The sequence below is a fragment of the Nocardia sp. NPDC004168 genome (genome assembly GCF_040610355.1).
Classification (GTDB): domain Bacteria; phylum Actinomycetota; class Actinomycetes; order Mycobacteriales; family Mycobacteriaceae; genus Nocardia; species Nocardia sichangensis.
On the sequence record NZ_JBEXME010000009.1, the window covers coordinates 84,412 to 103,574 of the forward strand.

Consider the following 19,163-nt stretch of genomic DNA (forward strand, 5'->3'; position numbering starts at 1 on the left):
ATGACCACGACCGAAAAAGTGCAGCCCCGGCTGAAGCAGCGCTACCGCGAAGAGATCAAGGACGCGCTGAACAAGGAATTCTCCTACGCCAACGTGATGCAGATCCCGGGCGTGGTGAAGGTCGTCGTCAACATGGGTGTCGGCGACGCCGCCCGCGACGCGAAGCTGATCAACGGCGCCGTCGAGGACCTGGCCCTGATCACCGGTCAGAAGCCGCAGATCCGCAAGGCGACCAAGTCCATCGCGCAGTTCAAGCTGCGTGAGGGCATGCCGATCGGCGCGAAGGTCACCCTGCGCGGCGACCGCATGTGGGAGTTCCTCGACCGCCTGGTCTCCATCGCGCTGCCGCGTATCCGCGACTTCCGCGGCCTGTCGCCGAAGCAGTTCGACGGCAACGGCAACTACACGTTCGGCCTGAGCGAGCAGTCGATGTTCCACGAGATCGACGTGGACCGGATCGACCGTCCGCGTGGTATGGACATCACCGTGGTGACCACCGCGACCAACAACGAAGAAGGCCGTGCCCTGCTCAAGCACCTCGGCTTCCCGTTCAAGGAGAACTGAGCACATGGCTAAGAAAGCACTGGTCAACAAGGCCAACGCCAAGCCGAAGTTCGCTGTCCGCGCCTACACCCGCTGCCAGCGCTGCGGCCGCCCCCACGCGGTCTACCGCAAGTTCGGCCTCTGCCGCGTGTGCCTGCGTGAGATGGCGCACCGCGGCGAGCTCCCGGGCGTGCACAAGAGCTCCTGGTGAGCTGACGCTCGGCTGAGCGTCGACAACTGAATTTCGAGCGAGGGCACGGACTCACCCGAGTCCGTGCCCTCGCTTGCATCCTTGATCATGATTTCACCACGACTGACTAGCTGGGCTTCGGGCATGACGATCCAGTCACCGGACCACTTGCCGCATGAGATGACCGAGGAGCAGTATCGCCGACTGCCGGAAGGTGTCGCGCGTGAGATCGAGGTTGTCCACGGACATGTGATCGTCTGCGAATCTCCGGTTCCTGAGCACAATCGCGTCGCACGCCGCTTGGCCAGTTCGATGGAGGAGTTGCCGAGCACCGAACCGTGCATCCGCGTCGAGACGGATATCGATGTGGTGCTGTGGCGGATACCGAAGTTCACGTTCCGGCGACCGGACGTAACGGTGTACTGCTGCTTGCCCGAGCGCGGAGCGAAGCTGGAAGCCGGCGACGTGCTGATCGTCGTCGAGGTGTCTTCACCGCCCACCGCCGCCGAAGACCTATTGGACAGGAAGGTTCAGTACGCGCGCGCAGGCATTCCGCTCTACTTGGTCGTTGTCCTCGACACCAAGTTCGACATCGAAGAGGTGCGGGAATTCCGCCTCGACGCCCACGCCGCCGAGTACCGTCTGCACCGTCTGCACCGTGACGGATTCGTCCGCCTGGAACACGTGGTGCTCGGCGACATCAGCTTCGCCGACCTGGTTCGGTAGTCGCTGGCCGCCAGTCCCTCGAGCCCTATCAGGACCGTCCGGGTGGCAACACGCGGACAATCCCGTGGATCCAGCGGCGACAGGCCGTTCGTGGAAGTTAGGCGTGAATCTTCCCTCCAGGGACCGCCGCCGGGACGCCGGAAAAGGCTCCCTCGGTCCGCGCGATTACCGACGGCGATCATCCGTTGGGTCGATAAGCCCGCCATTCGAAGCAGCGAGGGCAGATGTCGGCCTCCGCGTTTACGGACGGGCTCCGGGTCAGGCCGAAACCCGGTCGGCGGCGAGGAATTCGTCGACGAAGCCCAGCGCCCGGTTCTCCAACTCCGCGTAGTGCGCTTCGCGCGCCGCGCCGGTGAGGGCTTCGTCGAGTAGCAGGTTGCCCGCGGCATCCAGGCGCTGCCGCTTCTCTTCCGCGCCGGGCAACAATCCCACCGATGACCGCGCGAGTCCGCAGTAGTAGGCGATGCCGTCGTCGAGTTGCGCGCTGAGCGCATCCTGCATGGGTCCGACGAGCGCGTCGTCGTCTGCCACGCCCGCCAGTCCCAGCCACAGCATCCGCTTGCCCGCGAGCCGGGATTTGCTGCGTCCGTAGGCGAATCCGTAGTTCCACACCCGATCGATCCAGCCCTTCAGAATCGCCGGGACCTGCATCCAGTACACCGGGAACACTGCGACGATCACGTCGGCGCCGAGGATGCGCCCCATATGGCTCTCGACCTCGGGGGAGTAGGCCTTCTCCCGGTTGCCCCATTCCGGAAGGTCGGCGGCGGTCATCCGGGGATCGAAGTTCTCGGCGTGCAGGTCCAGCAGGTCGATCCGGTAGCCGTCCGTGGTGAGCCGCCGGATGGCCAGTTCGGCGATATGGGCGGTCAGCGAATCGGGCCGGGGATGGGCGACGACGACCAGCGCGGTGCGGGTGATCGCGGTGTCCACGGTCGGGTTGTGTGGCAAGGTGGCCTCCACTGTTGGTCCGGAGATTCGGACGATCGGTTGTTCGGTCCGGTTTCCATTCCATACCCTGAGCAGTGGACGATCTATGGGTGAAAATCTACATTTGATAGGAGTTCGTCTACACTCGACTGTGTGGATCCTCTGAGCAAACTGCTGGGCGGTATACGCGCCGAGGGAGCTGTGCTCACCACCGCGGTCTTGGAAGCACCGTGGAGCATCCGGTTCGCCGACGAGGCGCCGTTGACCATGGTCACCGTGCTACGCGGTGCGGGAACACTGCTGCTGCCGGGCGGTCTGGAACGTCGGATCACAATGGGGGACACCGCGATCGTGCGCGGCCCGCAACCGTTCGTTCTCGTCGACCGCGCCGATACTGTCGGCCTGCCGCACGAGGAATACGAGGTCGCCTGCTTCGCGCCGGACGCGAAATGCGATCCCGCGCTCGATGGCGGTCGGTGGGAGAACGACCTCACCGGTGAGACCGCTCTGATCGTCGGCGCCTATCGGGCTTCCGGCCGCCGCCACGAACGTCTGCTGCGTGCTCTACCGCCCGTCCTGGTGGTGACCGACGACGTGGAGGTATGCGCGTGGATGGAGTCGATCGCCGCCGATGCCGCCCGGCGTCCGGCCGGAGCGCAGGCGATGATGGACCGGCTGCTCGACTGGGCGCTGGTCTGCACGCTGCGCGACTGGTTCGATGAACTGGACGCCGACGCGCCGGGGTGGTACAAAGGGCCGGCCGATCCGGTGGTCGGGCCGGCGTTGGAGGCCATGCACGGAAAGCCTTCCGCCGGTTGGACAGTCGCGTCGCTGGCCGCCGAGGCGGGGGTATCCCGGGCGCTGTTCGCACGGCGGTTCTCCGAGGTCATGGGCCAGTCGCCCCTGGCGTACCTCACCGAATGCCGGATGGATGAGGCGGAGGAACTGCTGGCTGACCGGAGTCTCACCGTGGCGCAGGTGGCGAGGGCCGTCGGCTATGCGGACGCTTTCGGTTTCAGCGCGGCGTTCAAGCGACTTCGAGGTATCCGCCCCGCTGATTTCCGCGCTGCCACCACCGGTCTCGGAGCGTGAACCGGTTCCGCCGCTTCGAGACCGACTCCAGCGCGTTCTGGATCGGCAGAGCCGAGTGAAGACTTCCGATATCGTCGACGCACATCGAAGAGGTGCGGGAATTTCGCCTCGACGCCCACGCCGCCGAGTACCGCCCGCACCGTGACGGATTCGTCCGCCTGGAACACGTGGCGCTCGGCGACATCAGCTTCGCCGACCTGGTTCGGTAGTCGCTGGCTCGGCCAACCTGCCGGTACCGAAAGCACTGGTCGGGGGTCGCGTGGTAGCGGCGGGGGTAGGACAAGTATCCGCCGCTACCGCACCGCCTCATGCCTTGATGAAATCGAGGATGTCGGCGTTGAGCTGCGTGGCGTGCGAGATCATGATGCCGTGTCCGGTCGCCGGGTATTCCTTGTAGGTGTTGCCGGGAATCAGATCCTTGATCACCCGACCGCAGAGGTCGATGGGAGCCGAGGCGTCGGCGTCACCGTGGATGACCAGCGTGGGCACGGTGAGCGCGCGCAACTCGTCGCGGAAGTCGGCGTGGTAGATCGTATTCATGATCTCGTCGGCGGCGAGAAGTGAACAGTCCATGCACTTCTGCACCATCCACGCGATCCGCGCCGAAGACACCTGGTTGCCCAGATGCGTCGCGAAGAATGCCTGCGCGTTCTGTTCCATCCACAGCGGCCGGTCCGCGGCGCGAGCCGCGTTCACCGCATCGAAGACCGCCTTCGGCACGCCGTTCGGATTGTCCTCGGCCTGTGCGAAATACGGCATCGTCACCGATACCAGCGCGACCCGGCTGATCCGATCGCTGCCGTACCGGGTCAGATACCGGACGATCTCACCGCCCGCCATCGAATGCGCGACCACGGTGACGTCGCGCAGATCGAGATGGTCCAGGAATGCGGCCAGATCCGCGGCCAGCGTGTCGTAGTCGTACCCGTGCCCGACCCAGTCCGACTTGCCGTGTCCACGCCGGTCATACGACAGGCACCGCAGGCCCTGCTTGGACAGCGGCAGCATTTGCAGCTCCCACGAAGTGCTGCTCAACCAGCCACCGGCCAGGAAGAGCACCGGCTGTCCGGTACCCCAGTCCTGGTAGTGCAGGGTGGTGCCGTCGTGCGATTCGAAGTAGGGCATCGTTTTCTCCAATCCTCGGATACCCCATCATCATCTCGGGTCCTGATAATGAAGTCGATTACCTCTCGGGTAAGTGTCCTACTTCGCGACGAGCAGCGCCGATTTCTCGATGTGTTCGCTGCCAGCGCTGCCGCCGCCCCCATACGGTCTACCGCAAGCTCGGCCTGTGCCACGTCTGCCGCGACGAGCTGCCGGGCGTGCACAAGAGCTCCTGGTGAGCTGGCGCTCGGCTGAGCGTCACCAACTGCATCGCGAGCGAGGGCACGGACTCCATACGAGTCCGTGCCCTCGCTCGCGTTTGGGGCAGCGGTCGTTCGGTGTTCCGAGGCCGGGTGAGCGCCGTTTTCGCGTTCGGCATTGTCGGGCAGCGCTTTTCCCGTCGCTATGGCCGGAGTACTTTGTCGGTGGGACTGTTCGGTGACAGAGGGGGCAGAGGGTTGGTCGGGGAGCAGCCATCGCTGTCGGTCGATACCGATGCAGTCAAAGCCTTGGGGCGCTTGGCCTTCGATGTCGCCACTCAGTGTCGGGACGGGTATTCGGCATTGGAGACCGATGTCCGCGACTTGCTGGAGAGCTGGACCGGTAGCAACGCAGGCGCTTTCACGGCCGGGTGGGAAGAGTTCCATCAAGGGGCGGTGCAGGTGTGGGATGCGCTGTTCGAGCTGGCGGAGAAGCTGGGAATTACCGCGGACACCGTGCGCGGCGCCGATCAATCATTCGCGGCGGGCGTCAGCTCGCTCGATCTGCCCTGAGGGGGACCGTATGTCCGACGCAGAGGCCTTCTCGGTCGACCTCGACAAACTCGAAAACCTGGCCGCCCGGATCCGCGGCTTCGCGGGGTTGCTGTCCGATCAGCTTGCGGCGATCGACCAGAAAGTCAAGGAGGTCGACGCGGCCTCGGCCGGCGCGGCGATGGTGGCCTACCGCGAGGCGCACGACGAGTGGTTGGCGGGAGCCACCGACATCGCCGAAGGGCTCACGGCTTTGGAGGAGGCCGTGAAACTCGCCCACGACGGCTATACCGGAGCTGTTGCCGAGGGCTTGAGGATCCTCGGCGTATGACGGCTTTGGCTGTCGATCCGAAGGCTTACTACCAAGCGGCCACCAACTGCTTCGACGCCGCATCCGCGCTGCGAGACAGCTTTCTGTACATCTTCGCGGAGCTGTCCGAATGCGGATCGATGGCGGGCGTGGACGAGAACGGCCAGGAGTGGGCACGCTCGTACAACACCTCTGCCTATGAGGCGGTGGGATTCTTCCAGGACGTCCACTCCACGCTGTACGCATACGGCAGCGCCCTCAACGACATCGGCTTCACGCACGCGCAAGCCAACGCAACCATGAAGGGCGCACCGCAGCCGGACCGGCCGACAGACCCGGGAATGCCTGTGTTCGGCCCGTTCTCGGTCCCGGCTTCCGCTGGTGGACCTGGCCAAGGGATCGTGGACAAGGGCATCAATATCATCAGCCACATCGGCATCCCCGTTCCCGACGGCGACACTGGAAAACTCGCCAAGGCAGCCGACGCCTGGGATCGCCTCGGCACGATCTACCAGAACACGAACGCCCGCGACAAGATCACGATCGCGGCGAGCCTGTTCGACAGCGTCACCGCCGACGACGCGGGCCACATCCGAGACGACCTCAAATCTCTTGCGAGCTCCATCGATCAACTGCTGACCGCTTGCACGCAGATCAGCGAATCCTGCCTCGCATACAAGGACGCGCTGACGGAACTCCGCAATGAGATCAAGGGCTTCCTGGATTCTCTCGTCCAAGAGCTTGCCATCGATGCCGCGATCACCGTGGGTCTGTCGTTGATCAGCTTCGGTGCGGGAGCGGTTACCGCCGCCAAGGCTCTGGACTCGGTGCGGAGATGGGCCGGGAAGATCAAAGACGGCATCATCGCCTGGCGAGCCCGTAAGGCGTTACAGATCGCGGGGATCCGCCAGGAGGCGAAGGACGCCGCAGTCAAGGCCAGGAAAGTCGTCACCGACCTGCGCGACCGGTTGCGTAAGAAGATTGATCGTCCGAGTGGCTCCTCGAGACCTCGCACTCTAGATGAGCTTTTCCGAAACAGGACTCCCAAAGCGAGCGAACTCGAGGACTATGCACAGAGTCAAGGATGGGTACGGTCGCGAACCGAGAATGGTCCTATCAAGTACACGGATGAGAATGGGATCGTGCGTATCACCATCAAGAGGGGGAGTGGCAGGACGCCGGGAAGTGAAAGTCCGCACGTCGAAATCCGAGACGCTACGGGCCAGCGGACCGATCCATATGGTAATCCTGTCACTCGTAAGAGTCCAGACAATCACACACCGATAGATATGGATTTGCCGTGACGCGAGACTACTCGGACTATCCAGTCCTTTCAAATCTGTACCTCGAGGATAGCTACGTCCTCGATGTCATCGAGCGGCCTACCGAAGTCGTGTTCGTCCTCGAGGCGGTGCTGACGCCCGAGCACCCGAGGTATCGCGCCCCCGGCGCCCGGGAGCAGCATTGCTACGTCCGTGGCAACCTCGTTTTCGTGAAAGTGAGCCGCGTCGAATGGCTAGAGCGATCTTTTCAGAAGTATAAGGATGCTTCAGGCTCGGAAGATTTGGGAAACGTGGATGTGTTGACCAACACTGACGGGATGTATTACATGGAGGGCGATTGGGGAAAGGTGCGAATCTGGAGCAACGACGATCCACAGTTCGAGTTTTCGGAGAAGCCGTAGTCTACGTTCGCGTGGATAGACATGAAGTTCGGAGCTGGTGCCAGGGTATTGAAGGCATATTTTCCGTGATCGAGAAGTTGGAAAACTTTCTTCTCTGCAATGTCGCGGACGATTGGGCCCCGATCGGCGAGTTCGACGGGACGGTCGAGAAAATCGCAGCGGAAGAATATTCGCGCACATATGTGCTACGTGTTGTCGAAGAATTGGCTGACGAGGGATATATCGAGTTCGGCGCCTTCCCTGGGGGCGGCAGGGGGTGGGAGCCCTGGAATGTCGGTACAAAGGAAGCGGTCAGGCGGATTTCGGATGGCTATAACGGGGTGCCTGGGTATCTGAGTATTGCTGATAGCGAGATCGGCTCCAGCGAGATCTTCAGGGCGCGGATAACCGAGAGCGGCAGACGGCGGTTGCGGGAGCTGGGCGATCCGTACGAGAACTACGGTGATCCTTGGGCGGACGATCCCTACTTGCATGCGTGAGGTGGTCCCCGTGAGTGGCACACCACCGAGAGGTCTACTCGCGTTTTGCCGCAGCCGTGTGCCACTCGCGGGTGTCGGCCGGGGAGTTGGTGGGGCGGGGAGGTGCTGAGTCCGGCGGCGGGGTGCCGCCGGGGTCGAAAGTCATCAGCTGTGGGTGAATTCGCCGTGTTTGGTTGCGGACAGGAAGGTGTCCCAGGCGGTGGGGGTGAACGTCAGGGCGGGGCCGGTCGGGTTCTTGGAGTCACGCATGCCGATCGTGCCGTCGTTCAGGTGGGCGATCTCTACGCACTGGCCGTTGGAGGCGCTGTGGCTGCTCTTGAACCAGCGGGCTTCGGATAGGTCAGCGGTCACCGTCATAACTCCTTGCTACCCGGCGGAGCAGGTCTCGCGAGGTCTTCTCGTCCAGCGCCGTCTGGCGGATGGCTTCGGCCATTTCAGTGTAACGCTGGACTATTTCTGGTCTTTCGAGATAGAGATCGCTACTCATCCCGCCGTCTAGATAGACGACTGGGGGTCCGATCGGCGATCCCTTGCTGTTGGTGCCGAAGTCCACGAGAACAAACGAGCCATGCAGGATGCCGCGTGTGTATCCGGCCGAATATGGGTGGATGCGCAGCGTGACGTTGGGCCGAGTGCTGACATCGGCCAGGTAGCGATGTTGGTTGGCCATCACCTTCGGTCCGCCGACCATCCGGTACAACGCTGCTTCATCTAGAAGCACGTGAAGGTCGACGGGGCGGGTCTTTCGGGTGACAGCGACCTGCCTATTGAGGCGGACCCGCACGCGGTGTTCGATTTCCTCGGGAGAGCCGTCGTGCAGAAACGCGCCGATCAAGGCGCGGGCGTAGTCAGCGGTCTGTAGCAGTCCAGGCACTTGGACCTCGTAAGACGTCAGCCGCTGGGCGGACCGCTCCATGCCGACGTACATGTTGAACGCATCCGAGAACAGTCCGCCGAGCGGAGTGACACCGTCCTCGTCGCGCGCCTAGCCGCGCGCGACGCCAGCCCCACCGCTTGTTCGGTCTGTTCGGCGTTCACCTCGTACAGCATGCACAGCTCGCGTACGTCTTGGCGGCGTGGCTTCACCGCTCGTCCGGTTTCCAGGCGTTGTAGCCCGTTGAAGCTGAGTTGAACTTCCTTCGCGGCGATGGCGATCGTGAGGCCCCGGCCTTCACGCGCCTCGCGCAGAAATCTGCCGAGCTGGCGGCGCAGCAGCGTCGGCGACTCGACTTCGGTCATCGGCTTTCCCCCAGGTGAATGAATCCAGCACGCGGTCTGAACTGCATCCATTGATACCGCAGAATTCGATGCTGTCCAGGGCTTTCGAAGAAGTTGTCGGGAATACGCGAATCAGGTCGAAGTGGGCGGTGCCCGGCTGGTGTGCTGTGCGTGCGCCAGGTCGCTGAACAGGACTTTCTCGATTCCAAGCGGCGAGCATTCCGCGATCGGGCGCGCTTCCGACTCACTCGATGGCAGGGGAACACCATGCAGGTCTACCGCCGTATCGGCGGACTCGCGGCAGGCGTGGACCCGCGCACCGGCCGCATCACGGTCCCGGCTGGGAGCGTATGGGGATTGGGGATGGCGGCGTATCTCGGCCACGAGGTCCGCGAGGAACTCCGGCGGCGAGGGAGCGCTACCGGACCGATCGTGTCGTACCCGAGATCGCGCAGTTGGGTTCTTCTTGTGCGTCCCGATCTTCCGGACTCGACCGCTGTGTTCGCCCAGTTGTATCGGGCTGGGGTCACGGTTTACGGCCACGGCCGGGCGATCGCCTTGCCGTCGCCGGCCGATCGCCCTCCTGCGGTGCGGCATTGGGTCGAGCCGCCTCGGGACGGTTTCCGCCCCTCGGCGATGGTGGTGGTCGCGGCGCTCAGCCGATGCCTTCCGCCGCGAGCGATCAACCTGTCCGCGTTCGGTTTTACCGGAGCTTCCACGCCGACCAGGGGAGTTCGGTGACAACCGGTCGGCGAATTGATCCGGATGAGAAGCAAATTCGTGAGCTGCGCCTGCCCGGCACCCGTGCATTCTTCGATATCTTCAACGGCCGCATCGAACCGGCGTACGCGCTGATGGTGTCGGCCGTCGGACTGCTCGGCGTGTGGGTCCGCCACTACGAGAGCCGCAAGCCTGGTCGCCCGATGAGCCACCGGCTCGCCTATCTGATGGACCTGCATATCTGGGCGATCGACCGATATGTGGAAGACCTGCTCGAAACGGCGAGCCGGGAGGGTTACCGGCCTGCTCCGAACGCCCAGGAGACGCATTACTCCTACGGCGAGCTGGTCAGCCTGCTGACTGCGGATTTCGTGCGCTGCCGCCGAGAGGAACAGCAACCCGGCGGCATCACCGAGGATCAGATTCTCCACCACGTGCGGCACTGGGACGGGTTCAACGCCATGGTGGAAGCGGTAGCCGCCGGGCGACTGCGACCGAAGATTCCGCGCAACACGGGACCCGCGCCTGCCGCCGCCGAGCCGCAGGAGAGGGCGTGACAACCCCGCGCCCGGAGGAGCCCGATGTCCACCTGCGCGTACTGATCGGCGGCCTGAGTCTCGACTTCGCCGCTTGCCATACCGCAGCCGTGCGGTTCATCAAGGAGTGGCGTGCGGTGCGCGCTGCTGCCGCCTCATCGTTGTTCCTGGTGATACCGCCGGCCTGCCACGTTTGCCGTGCGAGCGCCTCTACTTGCAGCCGTGAAGACGGTCGCGCCACAAGCCGCGGACGAATCTTCGACTCGGGCATAATCACCCCGTGCGACGGGGCCGCGAGTGGCACACCGTCGAGAGGCCTACTCGGCCGATGGCGCGGTGGTGTGCCACTCGCGGACGCCGCGTGTCATCGGCGGTCCGGGTTGCAATTGAGGTCACCGGCGAGGATGTCGTCGATGCGTGCGGCGAGTGTGGGATCGCCGCTGGCGAAACGATTCAGGCGTAGCGGCCGCGATCGGCGGACCCGCATCGCGGCCAGGTGAATAGCGTCGCGAAGGATATCCGCACTGCTGACGCCCGTCCGCATTGCCGCGTCCTCGATGACGGCCAAGTCGGCAGTATCAGCGTGGACCGTGATTCGCTCGAGAGGCATATGCACACTGTGGCAGAGGTGTGCGCGAAGCTGTCGCGAGCCATATGGGAGGCGGTTCATTTCGGCTCTGTGCGAGGGGACGAACGCCGGAAGCCGGGCGCAGCGAGCGCTACGCCGCGCTGGTGTGCGGTGTGAAGCTGACGCGTGCGTCGTCGGCGTCGATGGTGATGTGCAGCGAAGCGTCCAGGGCTCGTGCCAGCTTTGTCAGCAGCGGAAGGGTGGGGACGGCGTCGGATCCCTCGATCCGGGAGATCTTCGCCTGCGTCGGTCCCGCCCGGTCGGCGAGTTCCGCTTGGGTGAGTCCGAGCTCCGTGCGACGGTTGCATACGGCGGCGGCGAGTTCCATGGCCAGTCTGATTTCATGAAGCACTTCGCTGACGGCCTCGGGCTCGGTCAGCCCTTGGTCGCTACCCGTCTGCCATCGACTGTGGGGCATCACAGCTCTTCCTTCTCGATAGTGCGAAGGAACTCGTCGTGGGTGGGGCCGTGTTCGGCCTCGCATATTCTTCGCATCTCGATAGCGGGTTTGCCCTCGGCCTCCTCGCGGTAGGCGGCGCGGTCAGAACTCCAGCTCCGACCAGGGGATGTGGATCGGGAACGGGAAGTCGATGGTGATGGCGTCGGAGTTCTTCGGGGACCACTCGCCGGTTACGAGGTAGTTGGCCGTGCGCAAGGGGTGCACGCCGGGCGGAAGCAGCTTGCCGTGGGTCGTCTCCAGCGCGAAAGCGCGGACCATCTCGATGGCACTCCTCTCGCGTTCCAGCGTCACCTCCCAGTACATGGGGATGCCTGCCCTGGCATAACGCGCCTGCTTGGCGTACATGTCGGTCTGGGTGTTCGACGGAGAAAGGACCTCGCCGACCAGCAGGACGTCGTCGGCTCGGATGTCTTGATAAGGAGCATCCAGGCAGCGATAGACGAGAAAATCGGGTGTCACGAAGTCGGATTTTCCGGCCTGGCCGAAGAACACATCGGTTTCGAAGTCGACGCGCCAGCAGCGCTCGGGCTGCTTCGCCATGCCTTCGCGAGCGCTTCGCTTCAGGGCGCTGGTCAGCGCGAATGTGAACGCCTGATGTTCGGCAGGCCCCCGTCGTAGCCAGACGACACGCCCATCCCACAGTTCGATCTGCCCGGCGATTTCTTCGGGCAGCTGCTGGAGCTCCTCCCACGTCATGTACTCGGGGAGGTCCGGTCGTTCGGTGCGCGGACTTGCCATGGGTTCATGTTAGCCCGGTCACGGGCTGTTTCCGCTGGTCATGAGTCCAGCGAAGCGGGCACCTCACAGACCCCGATTTTGCCCAGGTGAACCCCTTGCCTACACTAGAGCGGTTGCCTGGGCACCTCCATGTCCGCATGCGTGCGCTCGGGCGATCGAAACTCATCCGGTCGGCAAGGGTCGGCCGGACCATCCGAATTGTCGTAGGCCCACGGCCGCCATGCGTGCATGGCGGCGCTGTATGGGAACCGCGGCGAGAAAGGTGTCTAGGTCGAACCATGACCATGACTGATCCGATCGCAGACTTCCTGACACGTCTGCGCAACGCCAACTCGGCGTACCACGATCAGGTGAAGGCTCCGCACTCGAAGCTCAAGGCGAACATCGCCGAGATCCTCAAGCGCGAGGGTTACATCGCCGACTACCGGACCGAGGACGCACAGGTGGGCAAGACGCTCATCGTCGACCTCAAGTACGGCCCGAGCCGTGAGCGCAGCCTCGCAGGCGTGCGCCGCGTCTCCAAGCCCGGTCTGCGCGTGTACGCGAAATCCACCAACCTGCCCAAGGTGCTCGGCGGCCTCGGCGTGGCGATCATCTCCACGTCCTCCGGCCTGCTGACCGACAAGCAGGCGGCCAAGCAGGGCGTGGGCGGCGAAGTCCTCGCTTACGTCTGGTAAGGGAGGTCAGGACAATGTCGCGTATTGGTAAGAAGCCCATCGCAATCCCCGCTGGCGTCGACATCACCATCGACGGCCAGGACATCTCGGTGAAGGGGCCCAAGGGCACCCTGTCGCTCACCGTCGCCGAGCCGATCACCGTCGCCAAGGGCGATGACGGCCAGCTCGAGGTCGCCCGTCCGGACGACGAGCGCCGCAGCCGCGCGCTGCACGGCCTGACCCGCACTCTGGTGTCGAACATGGTCGTCGGCGTGACCCAGGGCTACGAGAAGAAGATGGAAATCTTCGGCGTCGGTTACCGCGTCGCGCTGAAGGGCCAGAACCTCGAGTTCGCCCTCGGCTACAGCCACCCGGTGCCGATCGAGGCCCCCGAGGGGATCACGTTCGCGGTGGAGTCGCCCACCAAGTTCTCCGTGTCCGGAATCGACAAGCAGAAGGTCGGCCAGATTTCGGCGGTCATCCACGGCCTGCGCAAGCCCGACCCGTACAAGGGCAAGGGCATCCGCTACGCCGGCGAGGTCGTTCGCCGCAAGGTCGGAAAGACGGGTAAGTGATCATGGCGCAAACCGAAAACCAGAAGGCCAAGCGCATCCCCCTGGGCAAGGACGTGTCGACGCAGCGCCGTCTGTCGAAGACGCGCCGTCACTTCCGCCTGCGCAAGAAGCTCGCGGGTACCACCGAGCGTCCGCGCCTGGTGGTCAACCGCTCTTCGCGCCACCTGCACGCGCAGCTGGTCGACGACTCGGTCGGCAAGACCATCGCCGCCGCCTCGACCATCGAGGCCGACGTGCGCGCGGTGGACGGCGACAAGTCGGCCAAGAGCAAGAAGGTCGGCGCCCTGCTGGCCGAGCGTGCCAAGGCCGCCGGTGTCGAGGCCGTCGTGTTCGACCGTGGTGGGCACGACTACCACGGCCGGATCGCCGCACTGGCCGATGCCGCTCGCGAAGGTGGGTTGAAATTCTGATGATCGATAACAAGAACGGAAGGAACGTCTGATGCCGGGACGTCAGAGGCGTGACGGCGGAAGCGGACCCGCCGGACAGAATGGCAGCGCCCCCGAGGGCGGCCGCGGCGATCGTCGCGGTGGCGGCGACCGTAGGGGCGGTGGCGACCGTCGCGACAACGCCGCGGAGAAGAACCAGCTCGAGCGGGTCGTCGCGATCAACCGCGTCTCCAAGGTCGTGAAGGGTGGTCGGCGCTTCAGCTTCACCGCCCTCGTGATCGTCGGTGACGGCAACGGCCTGGTCGGCGTCGGCTACGGCAAGGCCAAGGAAGTTCCCGCGGCCATCCAGAAGGGTGTCGAAGAGGCTCGCAAGAACTTCTTCCGCGTCCCGATGATCGGCTCCACCATCACGCACCCGGTTCAGGGTGAGGCGGCCGCCGGTGTGGTCATGCTGCGTCCGGCCTCGCCGGGTACCGGTGTGATCGCCGGTGGCGCGGCTCGTGCCGTGCTGGAGTGCGCCGGTATCCACGACATTCTGGCGAAGTCGCTCGGTAGCGACAACGCCATCAACGTCGTGCACGCGACTGTCACTGCCCTCAAGCAGCTGCAGCGTCCGGAAGAGGTCGCGGCCCGCCGTGGCCTGCCGCTCGAGGACGTCGCCCCTGCCGGCATGCTGCGTGCGCGCGCTCAGGCTGCCGGAGGTGTCAAGTAATGGCAGATCTCAAGGTGACCCAGATCAAGAGTTCGATCGGCGCCAAGAAGAATCAGCGGGACAGTCTTCGGACCCTCGGTCTGCGCGGTATCCGCAAGACCGTGGTCCGCGAGGACAACGCCCAGAACCGCGGGCTGATCAACGTCGTGCGCCACCTCGTGACCGTTGAGGAGGTCTGACATGACCATCAAGTTGCATCACCTGCGTCCGGCTCCCGGCGCCAAGACCGAGAAGATCCGTGTGGGTCGCGGTGAGGGCTCCAAGGGCAAGACGGCGGGCCGTGGTACCAAGGGCACCAAGGCGCGCAAGAACGTCCCGGCCGCCTTCGAGGGTGGGCAGATGCCGATCCACATGCGGCTGCCCAAGCTCAAGGGCTTCACGAACCCGTTCCGCACGGAATACCAGGTCGTGAACGTCGGCAAGATCGCGAAGCTGTTCCCCGAGGGCGGCGAGGTCGGCAAGGCCGAGCTCGTGGCGGCCGGTGCGGTTCGCAAGAACCAGCTGGTCAAGGTCCTGGGCGATGGTGAGATCGGCGTCGCGGTCCAGGTGACCGCGGACAAGGTCACCGGCGCGGCGAAGGAGAAGATCACCGCCGCCGGTGGCACCGTCACCGAGCTGGGCTGACGGTACTCTGCATTACAGCGGCGCCGGACGAGTGGAGAGCTCGTCCGGTGCCACTGTTAGAGTTCAATTGTTGTCTGCCAAGCCTCGTCGTGGTTTTCGGCGTCCCTTCTATGTCGAGCAGGGACATCGCTGAACATCCATGTCATGACCATGTCGTTCGCCAGGAGGATCAGTGCTTTCCGCCTTCGTATCGGCCTTCCGGACTCCGGACTTACGGCGGAAGATTCTCTTCACGCTGGGGTTGATCGCGTTGTACCGGCTGGGTGCCTCGCTGCCGTCCCCCGGCGTCGACTACAAGGCGGTCCAGGAGTGCATCGACCTGGTCTCGGGCGGTGAGTCCGGCGGCATCTACCAGCTGATCAACCTGTTCTCCGGTGGTGCGCTGTTGCAGCTGTCGGTCTTCGCGATCGGCATCATGCCCTACATCACCGCGAGCATCATCATCCAGCTGCTCACGGTCGTCATCCCGCGGTTCGAGGAACTGCGCAAGGAAGGCCAATCCGGCCAGACCAAGATGACGCAGTACACCAGATACCTGTCGATCGCCCTCGCGATCCTGCAGGCCACCGGCCTGGTCGCGCTCGCGGCCCGCCGCCAGCTGCTGCAGGGCTGCCAGAAGGACATCCTGGCCGACACCAGCATCTTCGGCATGATCATCATCGTGCTCGTGATGACCGCGGGCGCGGCGCTGGTGATGTGGTTCGGCGAGCAGATCACCGAGCGCGGCATCGGCAACGGCATGTCCCTGCTGATCTTCTCGGGTATCGCCGCCCGCATCCCGAGCGAGGGCAAGGCGATCCTGGACAGCCGGGGCGGTCTGGTCTTCGGACTGGTGTGTGTCGCCGCGCTGGCGATCATCACCGCCGTGATCTTCGTCGAGCAGGGCCAGCGCCGGATCCCGGTCCAATACGCCAAGCGCGTGGTCGGCCGGAAGATGTACGGCGGCTCCTCGACCTACCTGCCGTTGAAGGTGAACCAGGCGGGCGTGATCCCGGTCATCTTCGCCTCGTCGCTGCTGTACCTGCCGAACCTGGTGGCGCAGCTGACGGGGTCGCAGAACAACCAGAATCCGAGCTGGTGGCAGGAGATCATCCAGAAATACCTGGTGAATCCCGGCAACCCGGTGTACATCGCGATCTACTTCAGCTTGATCGTGTTCTTCACCTACTTCTACGTCGCGATCACCTTCAACCCGGAGGAGCGCGCCGACGAGATGAAGAAGTTCGGCGGCTTCATCCCGGGCTACCGGCCCGGCAAGCCGACGGCCGACTACCTCAACTTCGTCCTGAGCCGTATCACCCTCCCCGGCTCGATCTATCTCGGTCTGGTAGCGGTGCTGCCGAACCTGTTCCTCGACATCGGCGCCTCCGGCGGTACCCAGAACCTTCCGTTCGGCGGTACCGCGGTGCTGATCATGGTGAGCGTCGGTTTGGACACCGTGAAGCAGATCGAGAGCCAGCTGATGAATCGAAATTACGAAGGGTTCCTCAAGTGAGAGTTGTACTGCTCGGTCCGCCGGGCGCCGGTAAAGGCACCCAGGCCGTCCTGCTGTCGGAGAAGCTGGGCGTTCCGCACATCTCCACCGGGGACCTGTTCCGCGCGAATATCAGCCAGCAGACCCCGCTGGGTCGCGAGGCACAGAAGTACATGGACGCGGGCGACCTGGTGCCCAGCGACGTGACCAACCGCATGGTGGAGGCGCGGGTCAACGAGCCCGACGCCGCCAACGGCTTCGTCCTCGACGGCTACCCGCGCACGGTCGACCAGGCCGACGCGCTGGAGAAGATCCTCAAGCACATGAACACCACGCTCGACGCGGTGCTGCGCTTCGTCGTCCCCGAGGACACCGTTGTCGAGCGGATGCTCGCGCGCGGCCGCGCCGACGACAACGAGAGCGTGATCCGCAACCGGCTGCGGGTGTACCGCGAGGAGACCGAGCCGCTGCTGGACCACTACGACGGCCTGGTCGTCTCGGTGGACGGCGTCGGCGAGGTCGACGACGTCAACGCGCGGGCGCTGCGCGCGCTGGGCCACTGAGCCGACTCGCGATGGAGCGCTGAGGGCGGATGGTCTTCAACCGCAAGAAGAAGGTCGTGCCGTTCCGGACGGCAGGCGAACTGGACGCCATGGCGGCGGCGGGCGCGATCGTCGGCCGCGCTCTGGTGGCCGTGCGCGCGGCCGCCAAGCCCGGCGTGTCCACCGCGGAACTGGACGAGGTCGCCGAGCAGGTGATCCGGGACGCGGGCGCGGTGCCCTCCTTCAAGGGCTACCACGGCTTCCCGGCGTCCATCTGCGCATCGGTGAACGACCGCGTGGTGCACGGGATTCCGACGGCGGGGGAGATTCTCGCCGAGGGCGACCTGGTGTCCATCGACTGCGGCGCGATTCTCGACGGCTGGCACGGCGATTCGGCCTGGACCTTCGGCGTCGGCACCATCATCGAGGCCGATCGGTTGCTCAGCGAGGCGACCAAGTCGTCGATGGAGGCCGGTATCGCGGCGATGTTGCCCGGTAACCGGCTGACCGACGTCTCGCACGCCATCGAGCTGGGCACCCGTGCTGCCGAGAAGGAGCACGGGCGCGGCTACGGCATCGTCGACGGCTACGGTGGGCATGCCATCGGGCGCGAGATGCACCTCGATCCGTTCCTCGCCAACGAAGGCGAGCCCGGTAAGGGCCCGAAGCTCGTGGTGGGATCGGTGCTCGCGATCGAGCCGATGCTCACGCTCGGTACCACCCAGACGAAGGTGCTCGACGACGACTGGACCGTGGTCACCGTGGACGGCAGTCGTGCGGCACATTGGGAGCACACGGTCGCCGTCACGGAGGACGGACCCCGGATCTTGACGTTGCGTCCGGAGTAGTGCACGGCCGTCGGACGGGTCCGGTTCGGTGACACTGCGCGGCGAGGAAACGAGCCGCACCGACGCCAGGATTCCTGGTCGATCTCGCCGCTTCTCCGCGTGCAGGCACCATGCGCCGACACGCCACCGGGCGATACCCAGCGTTCGCTGGATCGGTGACGTCGTTCCTTGCACCCGCGTCCTTCGCGTCGAGCCGAAGCGGTGGGCCGGTCGGTGCCCGTGCGGGGTGGAACGGTTACATTCTCCTTGGTTTCGAACTGTTCTGAACGATGCCGTCAGCGTATGGCGGGGCAGTAGCCGGTGACCTGAGTAGACCGCTACTCGAATCGGCTTGGCGCACGCCGCAGTTCGCCGCTATCCCGCCTGCTCCGTGGACACCGCGACGGGGCGGGCAACGCTGTGGCCTGGCTATTTCGTGTGCGTAAGTAGCCGTTCAATCCGCGCGGCGCAGAGTCGTTCGCAGCACCAAAGTGACTATCGGCAGATCGAATTCGCCTTCGGCCGTCTCCGCCCTCGCCAGCAGATAGGCCCTGATCCGGGCGAGCACCTCGGTCCGCTCGTCGGGGGAGATCACCACCGTGTGCGATTGCGTACCGATGGTCGCGGTCAGGGACTCTGCGGTGCGCCGATGTCGGTGCGGGAAGGTCGACCGCTCGAACACGTGCCGGCGGAACAGCGGGTGGTCGGGTAGCGCCACTTGTTCGCTCGGCGGCAGGGGCGTGGATACGCTGGACCCGGCCACCTTTTTCAGCCCCGCGACCCACTCCACGGAGCTGTCGTCGGTGTTCCACAAGGCAGCGAGAACGCCGCCGGGCCGCAGCACTCGGAGGAACTCCGGATAGGCACGGTCCAAGTCGAACCAGTGGAAGGCCTGCCCCGCGACGATCGCGTCCACCGAATCGTCCGCGAGCGGAATGGCTTCGGCCGTACCGGCGTGGGTGGCGACGTCCGGGAATCGGCGGGCGAGTTCGGCGCGCATGTGCTCGTCCGGTTCGACGGCGATCACGGTGGCGCCTGCTTCGAGCAGACCCTCGGTCAGCTTGCCGGTTCCGGCGCCGAGATCGAGGACGGTCAACGGTCGCCGGTGGGCGACGGAGGCCAGCGCCCAGCGGATGGCCGCGGCGGGATAATCGGGACGGTGTTCGGCGTACGCGACGGCATGTGCGCCGAACGAACTCGCCCTTCTGGTGTGCAAGGCGAGCTTTTCTTCGTAGTCGTCCGGACTCCCCATCC

28 protein-coding genes and 1 pseudogene are annotated in these 19,163 nt (G+C 64.8%); 20 read left to right on the plus strand and 9 right to left on the minus strand.

The genetic code is table 11. The features are described from left to right. The 3 genes from rplE to ABZW96_RS18570 all read left to right on the plus strand — a co-directional run bounded on the left by rplE (position 1) and on the right by ABZW96_RS18570 (position 1,459). Positions 1-564 carry a 50S ribosomal protein L5 gene (gene rplE / locus ABZW96_RS18560; RefSeq protein ID WP_355076098.1) on the plus strand — a complete coding sequence of 188 codons (564 nt, stop codon included), beginning with the start codon at positions 1-3 and terminating at the stop codon, positions 562-564. A 4-nt stretch (positions 565-568) separates the two neighbouring features. After that, positions 569-754 carry a type Z 30S ribosomal protein S14 gene (locus ABZW96_RS18565; RefSeq protein ID WP_014981705.1) on the plus strand — a complete coding sequence of 62 codons (186 nt, stop codon included), beginning with the start codon at positions 569-571 and terminating at the stop codon, positions 752-754. A gap of 123 nt (positions 755-877) precedes the next feature. Further along, the gene (locus ABZW96_RS18570) at positions 878-1,459 is read left to right on the plus strand and encodes a Uma2 family endonuclease (RefSeq protein ID WP_355076100.1); all 582 of its coding nucleotides are present in this window, start codon (positions 878-880) and stop codon (positions 1,457-1,459) included. Positions 1,460-1,717: 258 nt separating this feature from the next. Here the strand turns inward: ABZW96_RS18570 and ABZW96_RS18575 are convergent, their stop codons facing one another. Further along, positions 1,718-2,410: an NAD(P)H oxidoreductase gene (locus ABZW96_RS18575; RefSeq protein ID WP_355076102.1), complete on the minus strand. Its 693-nt coding sequence runs from the start codon at positions 2,408-2,410 to the stop codon at positions 1,718-1,720. A gap of 132 nt (positions 2,411-2,542) precedes the next feature. On the opposite strand from ABZW96_RS18575, the gene ABZW96_RS18580 reads away from it, so the two are divergent. After that, positions 2,543-3,481, plus strand: a complete 939-nt coding sequence (locus tag ABZW96_RS18580; RefSeq protein WP_355076104.1) for an AraC family transcriptional regulator — start codon at positions 2,543-2,545, stop codon at positions 3,479-3,481. A 306-nt stretch (positions 3,482-3,787) separates the two neighbouring features. Here ABZW96_RS18580 and ABZW96_RS18585 read toward each other — a convergent pair whose 3' ends face one another. Then, complete coding sequence (locus ABZW96_RS18585; RefSeq protein ID WP_355076106.1) at positions 3,788-4,606, minus strand: alpha/beta hydrolase; 819 nt, start codon at positions 4,604-4,606, stop codon at positions 3,788-3,790. A 116-nt stretch (positions 4,607-4,722) separates the two neighbouring features. On the opposite strand from ABZW96_RS18585, the pseudogene rpsN reads away from it, so the two are divergent. The 6 genes and pseudogenes from rpsN to ABZW96_RS18615 all read left to right on the plus strand — a co-directional run. Next, positions 4,723-4,824 (plus strand): annotated as a pseudogene (gene rpsN / locus ABZW96_RS18590) (30S ribosomal protein S14); the annotation flags it as partial. Between the two features lie 114 nt (positions 4,825-4,938). Continuing rightward, on the plus strand, positions 4,939-5,358 hold the full coding sequence (locus tag ABZW96_RS18595) for a WXG100 family type VII secretion target (protein ID WP_355076108.1): 420 nt from the start codon (positions 4,939-4,941) through the stop codon (positions 5,356-5,358). 10 nt (positions 5,359-5,368) lie between these two features. Beyond that, positions 5,369-5,668 (plus strand): WXG100 family type VII secretion target, encoded by a 300-nt coding sequence (locus ABZW96_RS18600; protein ID WP_355076110.1) that lies wholly within the window; start codon positions 5,369-5,371, stop codon positions 5,666-5,668. Next, positions 5,665-6,951: a hypothetical protein gene (locus ABZW96_RS18605; protein ID WP_355076112.1), complete on the plus strand. Its 1,287-nt coding sequence runs from the start codon at positions 5,665-5,667 to the stop codon at positions 6,949-6,951. Before ABZW96_RS18600 ends, ABZW96_RS18605 begins: the two co-directional genes overlap by 4 nt. Further along, the gene (locus ABZW96_RS18610) at positions 6,948-7,331 is read left to right on the plus strand and encodes a hypothetical protein (RefSeq protein ID WP_355076114.1); all 384 of its coding nucleotides are present in this window, start codon (positions 6,948-6,950) and stop codon (positions 7,329-7,331) included. Before ABZW96_RS18605 ends, ABZW96_RS18610 begins: the two co-directional genes overlap by 4 nt. 65 nt (positions 7,332-7,396) lie before the next feature. Continuing rightward, positions 7,397-7,810, plus strand: coding sequence for a hypothetical protein (locus ABZW96_RS18615; RefSeq protein ID WP_355076116.1), 414 nt, complete (start codon positions 7,397-7,399; stop codon positions 7,808-7,810). 144 nt (positions 7,811-7,954) lie between these two features. On the opposite strand, the gene ABZW96_RS18620 is transcribed toward ABZW96_RS18615, so the two are convergent. The 3 genes from ABZW96_RS18620 to ABZW96_RS18630 are packed head-to-tail and all read right to left on the minus strand — an operon-like array spanning position 7,955 to position 9,049. Next, on the minus strand, positions 7,955-8,161 hold the full coding sequence (locus ABZW96_RS18620) for a DUF397 domain-containing protein (RefSeq protein ID WP_355076118.1): 207 nt from the start codon (positions 8,159-8,161) through the stop codon (positions 7,955-7,957). Beyond that, complete coding sequence (locus tag ABZW96_RS18625) at positions 8,151-8,738, minus strand: DUF5753 domain-containing protein (protein ID WP_355076120.1); 588 nt, start codon at positions 8,736-8,738, stop codon at positions 8,151-8,153. Before ABZW96_RS18625 ends, ABZW96_RS18620 begins: the two co-directional genes overlap by 11 nt. After that, positions 8,702-9,049 (minus strand): helix-turn-helix transcriptional regulator, encoded by a 348-nt coding sequence (locus ABZW96_RS18630; protein WP_355076122.1) that lies wholly within the window; start codon positions 9,047-9,049, stop codon positions 8,702-8,704. The genes ABZW96_RS18625 and ABZW96_RS18630 overlap by 37 nt, the downstream gene beginning before the upstream one ends. 641 nt (positions 9,050-9,690) lie before the next feature. Between ABZW96_RS18630 and ABZW96_RS18635 the strand changes: the two genes are divergently transcribed. Continuing rightward, positions 9,691-10,305, plus strand: coding sequence for a hypothetical protein (locus tag ABZW96_RS18635; protein ID WP_355076124.1), 615 nt, complete (start codon positions 9,691-9,693; stop codon positions 10,303-10,305). Positions 10,306-10,648: 343 nt separating this feature from the next. Here the strand turns inward: ABZW96_RS18635 and ABZW96_RS18640 are convergent, their stop codons facing one another. The 3 genes from ABZW96_RS18640 to ABZW96_RS18650 all read right to left on the minus strand — a co-directional run bounded on the left by ABZW96_RS18640 (position 10,649) and on the right by ABZW96_RS18650 (position 12,110). Beyond that, positions 10,649-10,852 carry a hypothetical protein gene (locus tag ABZW96_RS18640; RefSeq protein ID WP_355076126.1) on the minus strand — a complete coding sequence of 68 codons (204 nt, stop codon included), beginning with the start codon at positions 10,850-10,852 and terminating at the stop codon, positions 10,649-10,651. A 151-nt stretch (positions 10,853-11,003) separates the two neighbouring features. Beyond that, positions 11,004-11,330, minus strand: coding sequence for a helix-turn-helix domain-containing protein (locus ABZW96_RS18645; RefSeq protein ID WP_355076127.1), 327 nt, complete (start codon positions 11,328-11,330; stop codon positions 11,004-11,006). 123 nt (positions 11,331-11,453) lie between these two features. After that, positions 11,454-12,110: a Uma2 family endonuclease gene (locus ABZW96_RS18650; protein WP_355076129.1), complete on the minus strand. Its 657-nt coding sequence runs from the start codon at positions 12,108-12,110 to the stop codon at positions 11,454-11,456. 278 nt (positions 12,111-12,388) lie between these two features. Here ABZW96_RS18650 and rpsH point away from each other — a divergent pair, with 278 nt between their 5' ends. From rpsH to map, 9 genes are all read left to right on the plus strand, one after another. Then, on the plus strand, positions 12,389-12,787 hold the full coding sequence (gene rpsH / locus ABZW96_RS18655; RefSeq protein ID WP_039795549.1) for a 30S ribosomal protein S8: 399 nt from the start codon (positions 12,389-12,391) through the stop codon (positions 12,785-12,787). 14 nt (positions 12,788-12,801) lie between these two features. Next, complete coding sequence (gene rplF, locus ABZW96_RS18660) at positions 12,802-13,341, plus strand: 50S ribosomal protein L6 (RefSeq protein ID WP_355076132.1); 540 nt, start codon at positions 12,802-12,804, stop codon at positions 13,339-13,341. 2 nt (positions 13,342-13,343) lie between these two features. After that, complete coding sequence (gene rplR / locus ABZW96_RS18665) at positions 13,344-13,751, plus strand: 50S ribosomal protein L18 (protein WP_355076134.1); 408 nt, start codon at positions 13,344-13,346, stop codon at positions 13,749-13,751. 31 nt (positions 13,752-13,782) lie between these two features. After that, the gene (gene rpsE, locus ABZW96_RS18670) at positions 13,783-14,442 is read left to right on the plus strand and encodes a 30S ribosomal protein S5 (protein WP_039795557.1); all 660 of its coding nucleotides are present in this window, start codon (positions 13,783-13,785) and stop codon (positions 14,440-14,442) included. Beyond that, positions 14,442-14,621, plus strand: coding sequence for a 50S ribosomal protein L30 (gene rpmD, locus ABZW96_RS18675; protein ID WP_039795559.1), 180 nt, complete (start codon positions 14,442-14,444; stop codon positions 14,619-14,621). Before rpsE ends, rpmD begins: the two co-directional genes overlap by 1 nt. A gap of 1 nt (position 14,622) precedes the next feature. Next, the gene (gene rplO / locus ABZW96_RS18680) at positions 14,623-15,066 is read left to right on the plus strand and encodes a 50S ribosomal protein L15 (RefSeq protein WP_039795561.1); all 444 of its coding nucleotides are present in this window, start codon (positions 14,623-14,625) and stop codon (positions 15,064-15,066) included. 172 nt (positions 15,067-15,238) lie between these two features. After that, positions 15,239-16,561, plus strand: coding sequence for a preprotein translocase subunit SecY (secY, locus tag ABZW96_RS18685; protein WP_355076137.1), 1,323 nt, complete (start codon positions 15,239-15,241; stop codon positions 16,559-16,561). Continuing rightward, positions 16,558-17,103, plus strand: coding sequence for an adenylate kinase (locus ABZW96_RS18690; RefSeq protein ID WP_355076139.1), 546 nt, complete (start codon positions 16,558-16,560; stop codon positions 17,101-17,103). Before secY ends, ABZW96_RS18690 begins: the two co-directional genes overlap by 4 nt. 29 nt (positions 17,104-17,132) lie before the next feature. Then, positions 17,133-17,930: a type I methionyl aminopeptidase gene (gene map / locus ABZW96_RS18695; protein ID WP_355076141.1), complete on the plus strand. Its 798-nt coding sequence runs from the start codon at positions 17,133-17,135 to the stop codon at positions 17,928-17,930. 433 nt (positions 17,931-18,363) lie between these two features. On the opposite strand, the gene ABZW96_RS18700 is transcribed toward map, so the two are convergent. Beyond that, the gene (locus ABZW96_RS18700) at positions 18,364-19,161 is read right to left on the minus strand and encodes a class I SAM-dependent methyltransferase (RefSeq protein ID WP_355076143.1); all 798 of its coding nucleotides are present in this window, start codon (positions 19,159-19,161) and stop codon (positions 18,364-18,366) included. Positions 19,162-19,163 lie beyond the last annotated feature (2 nt).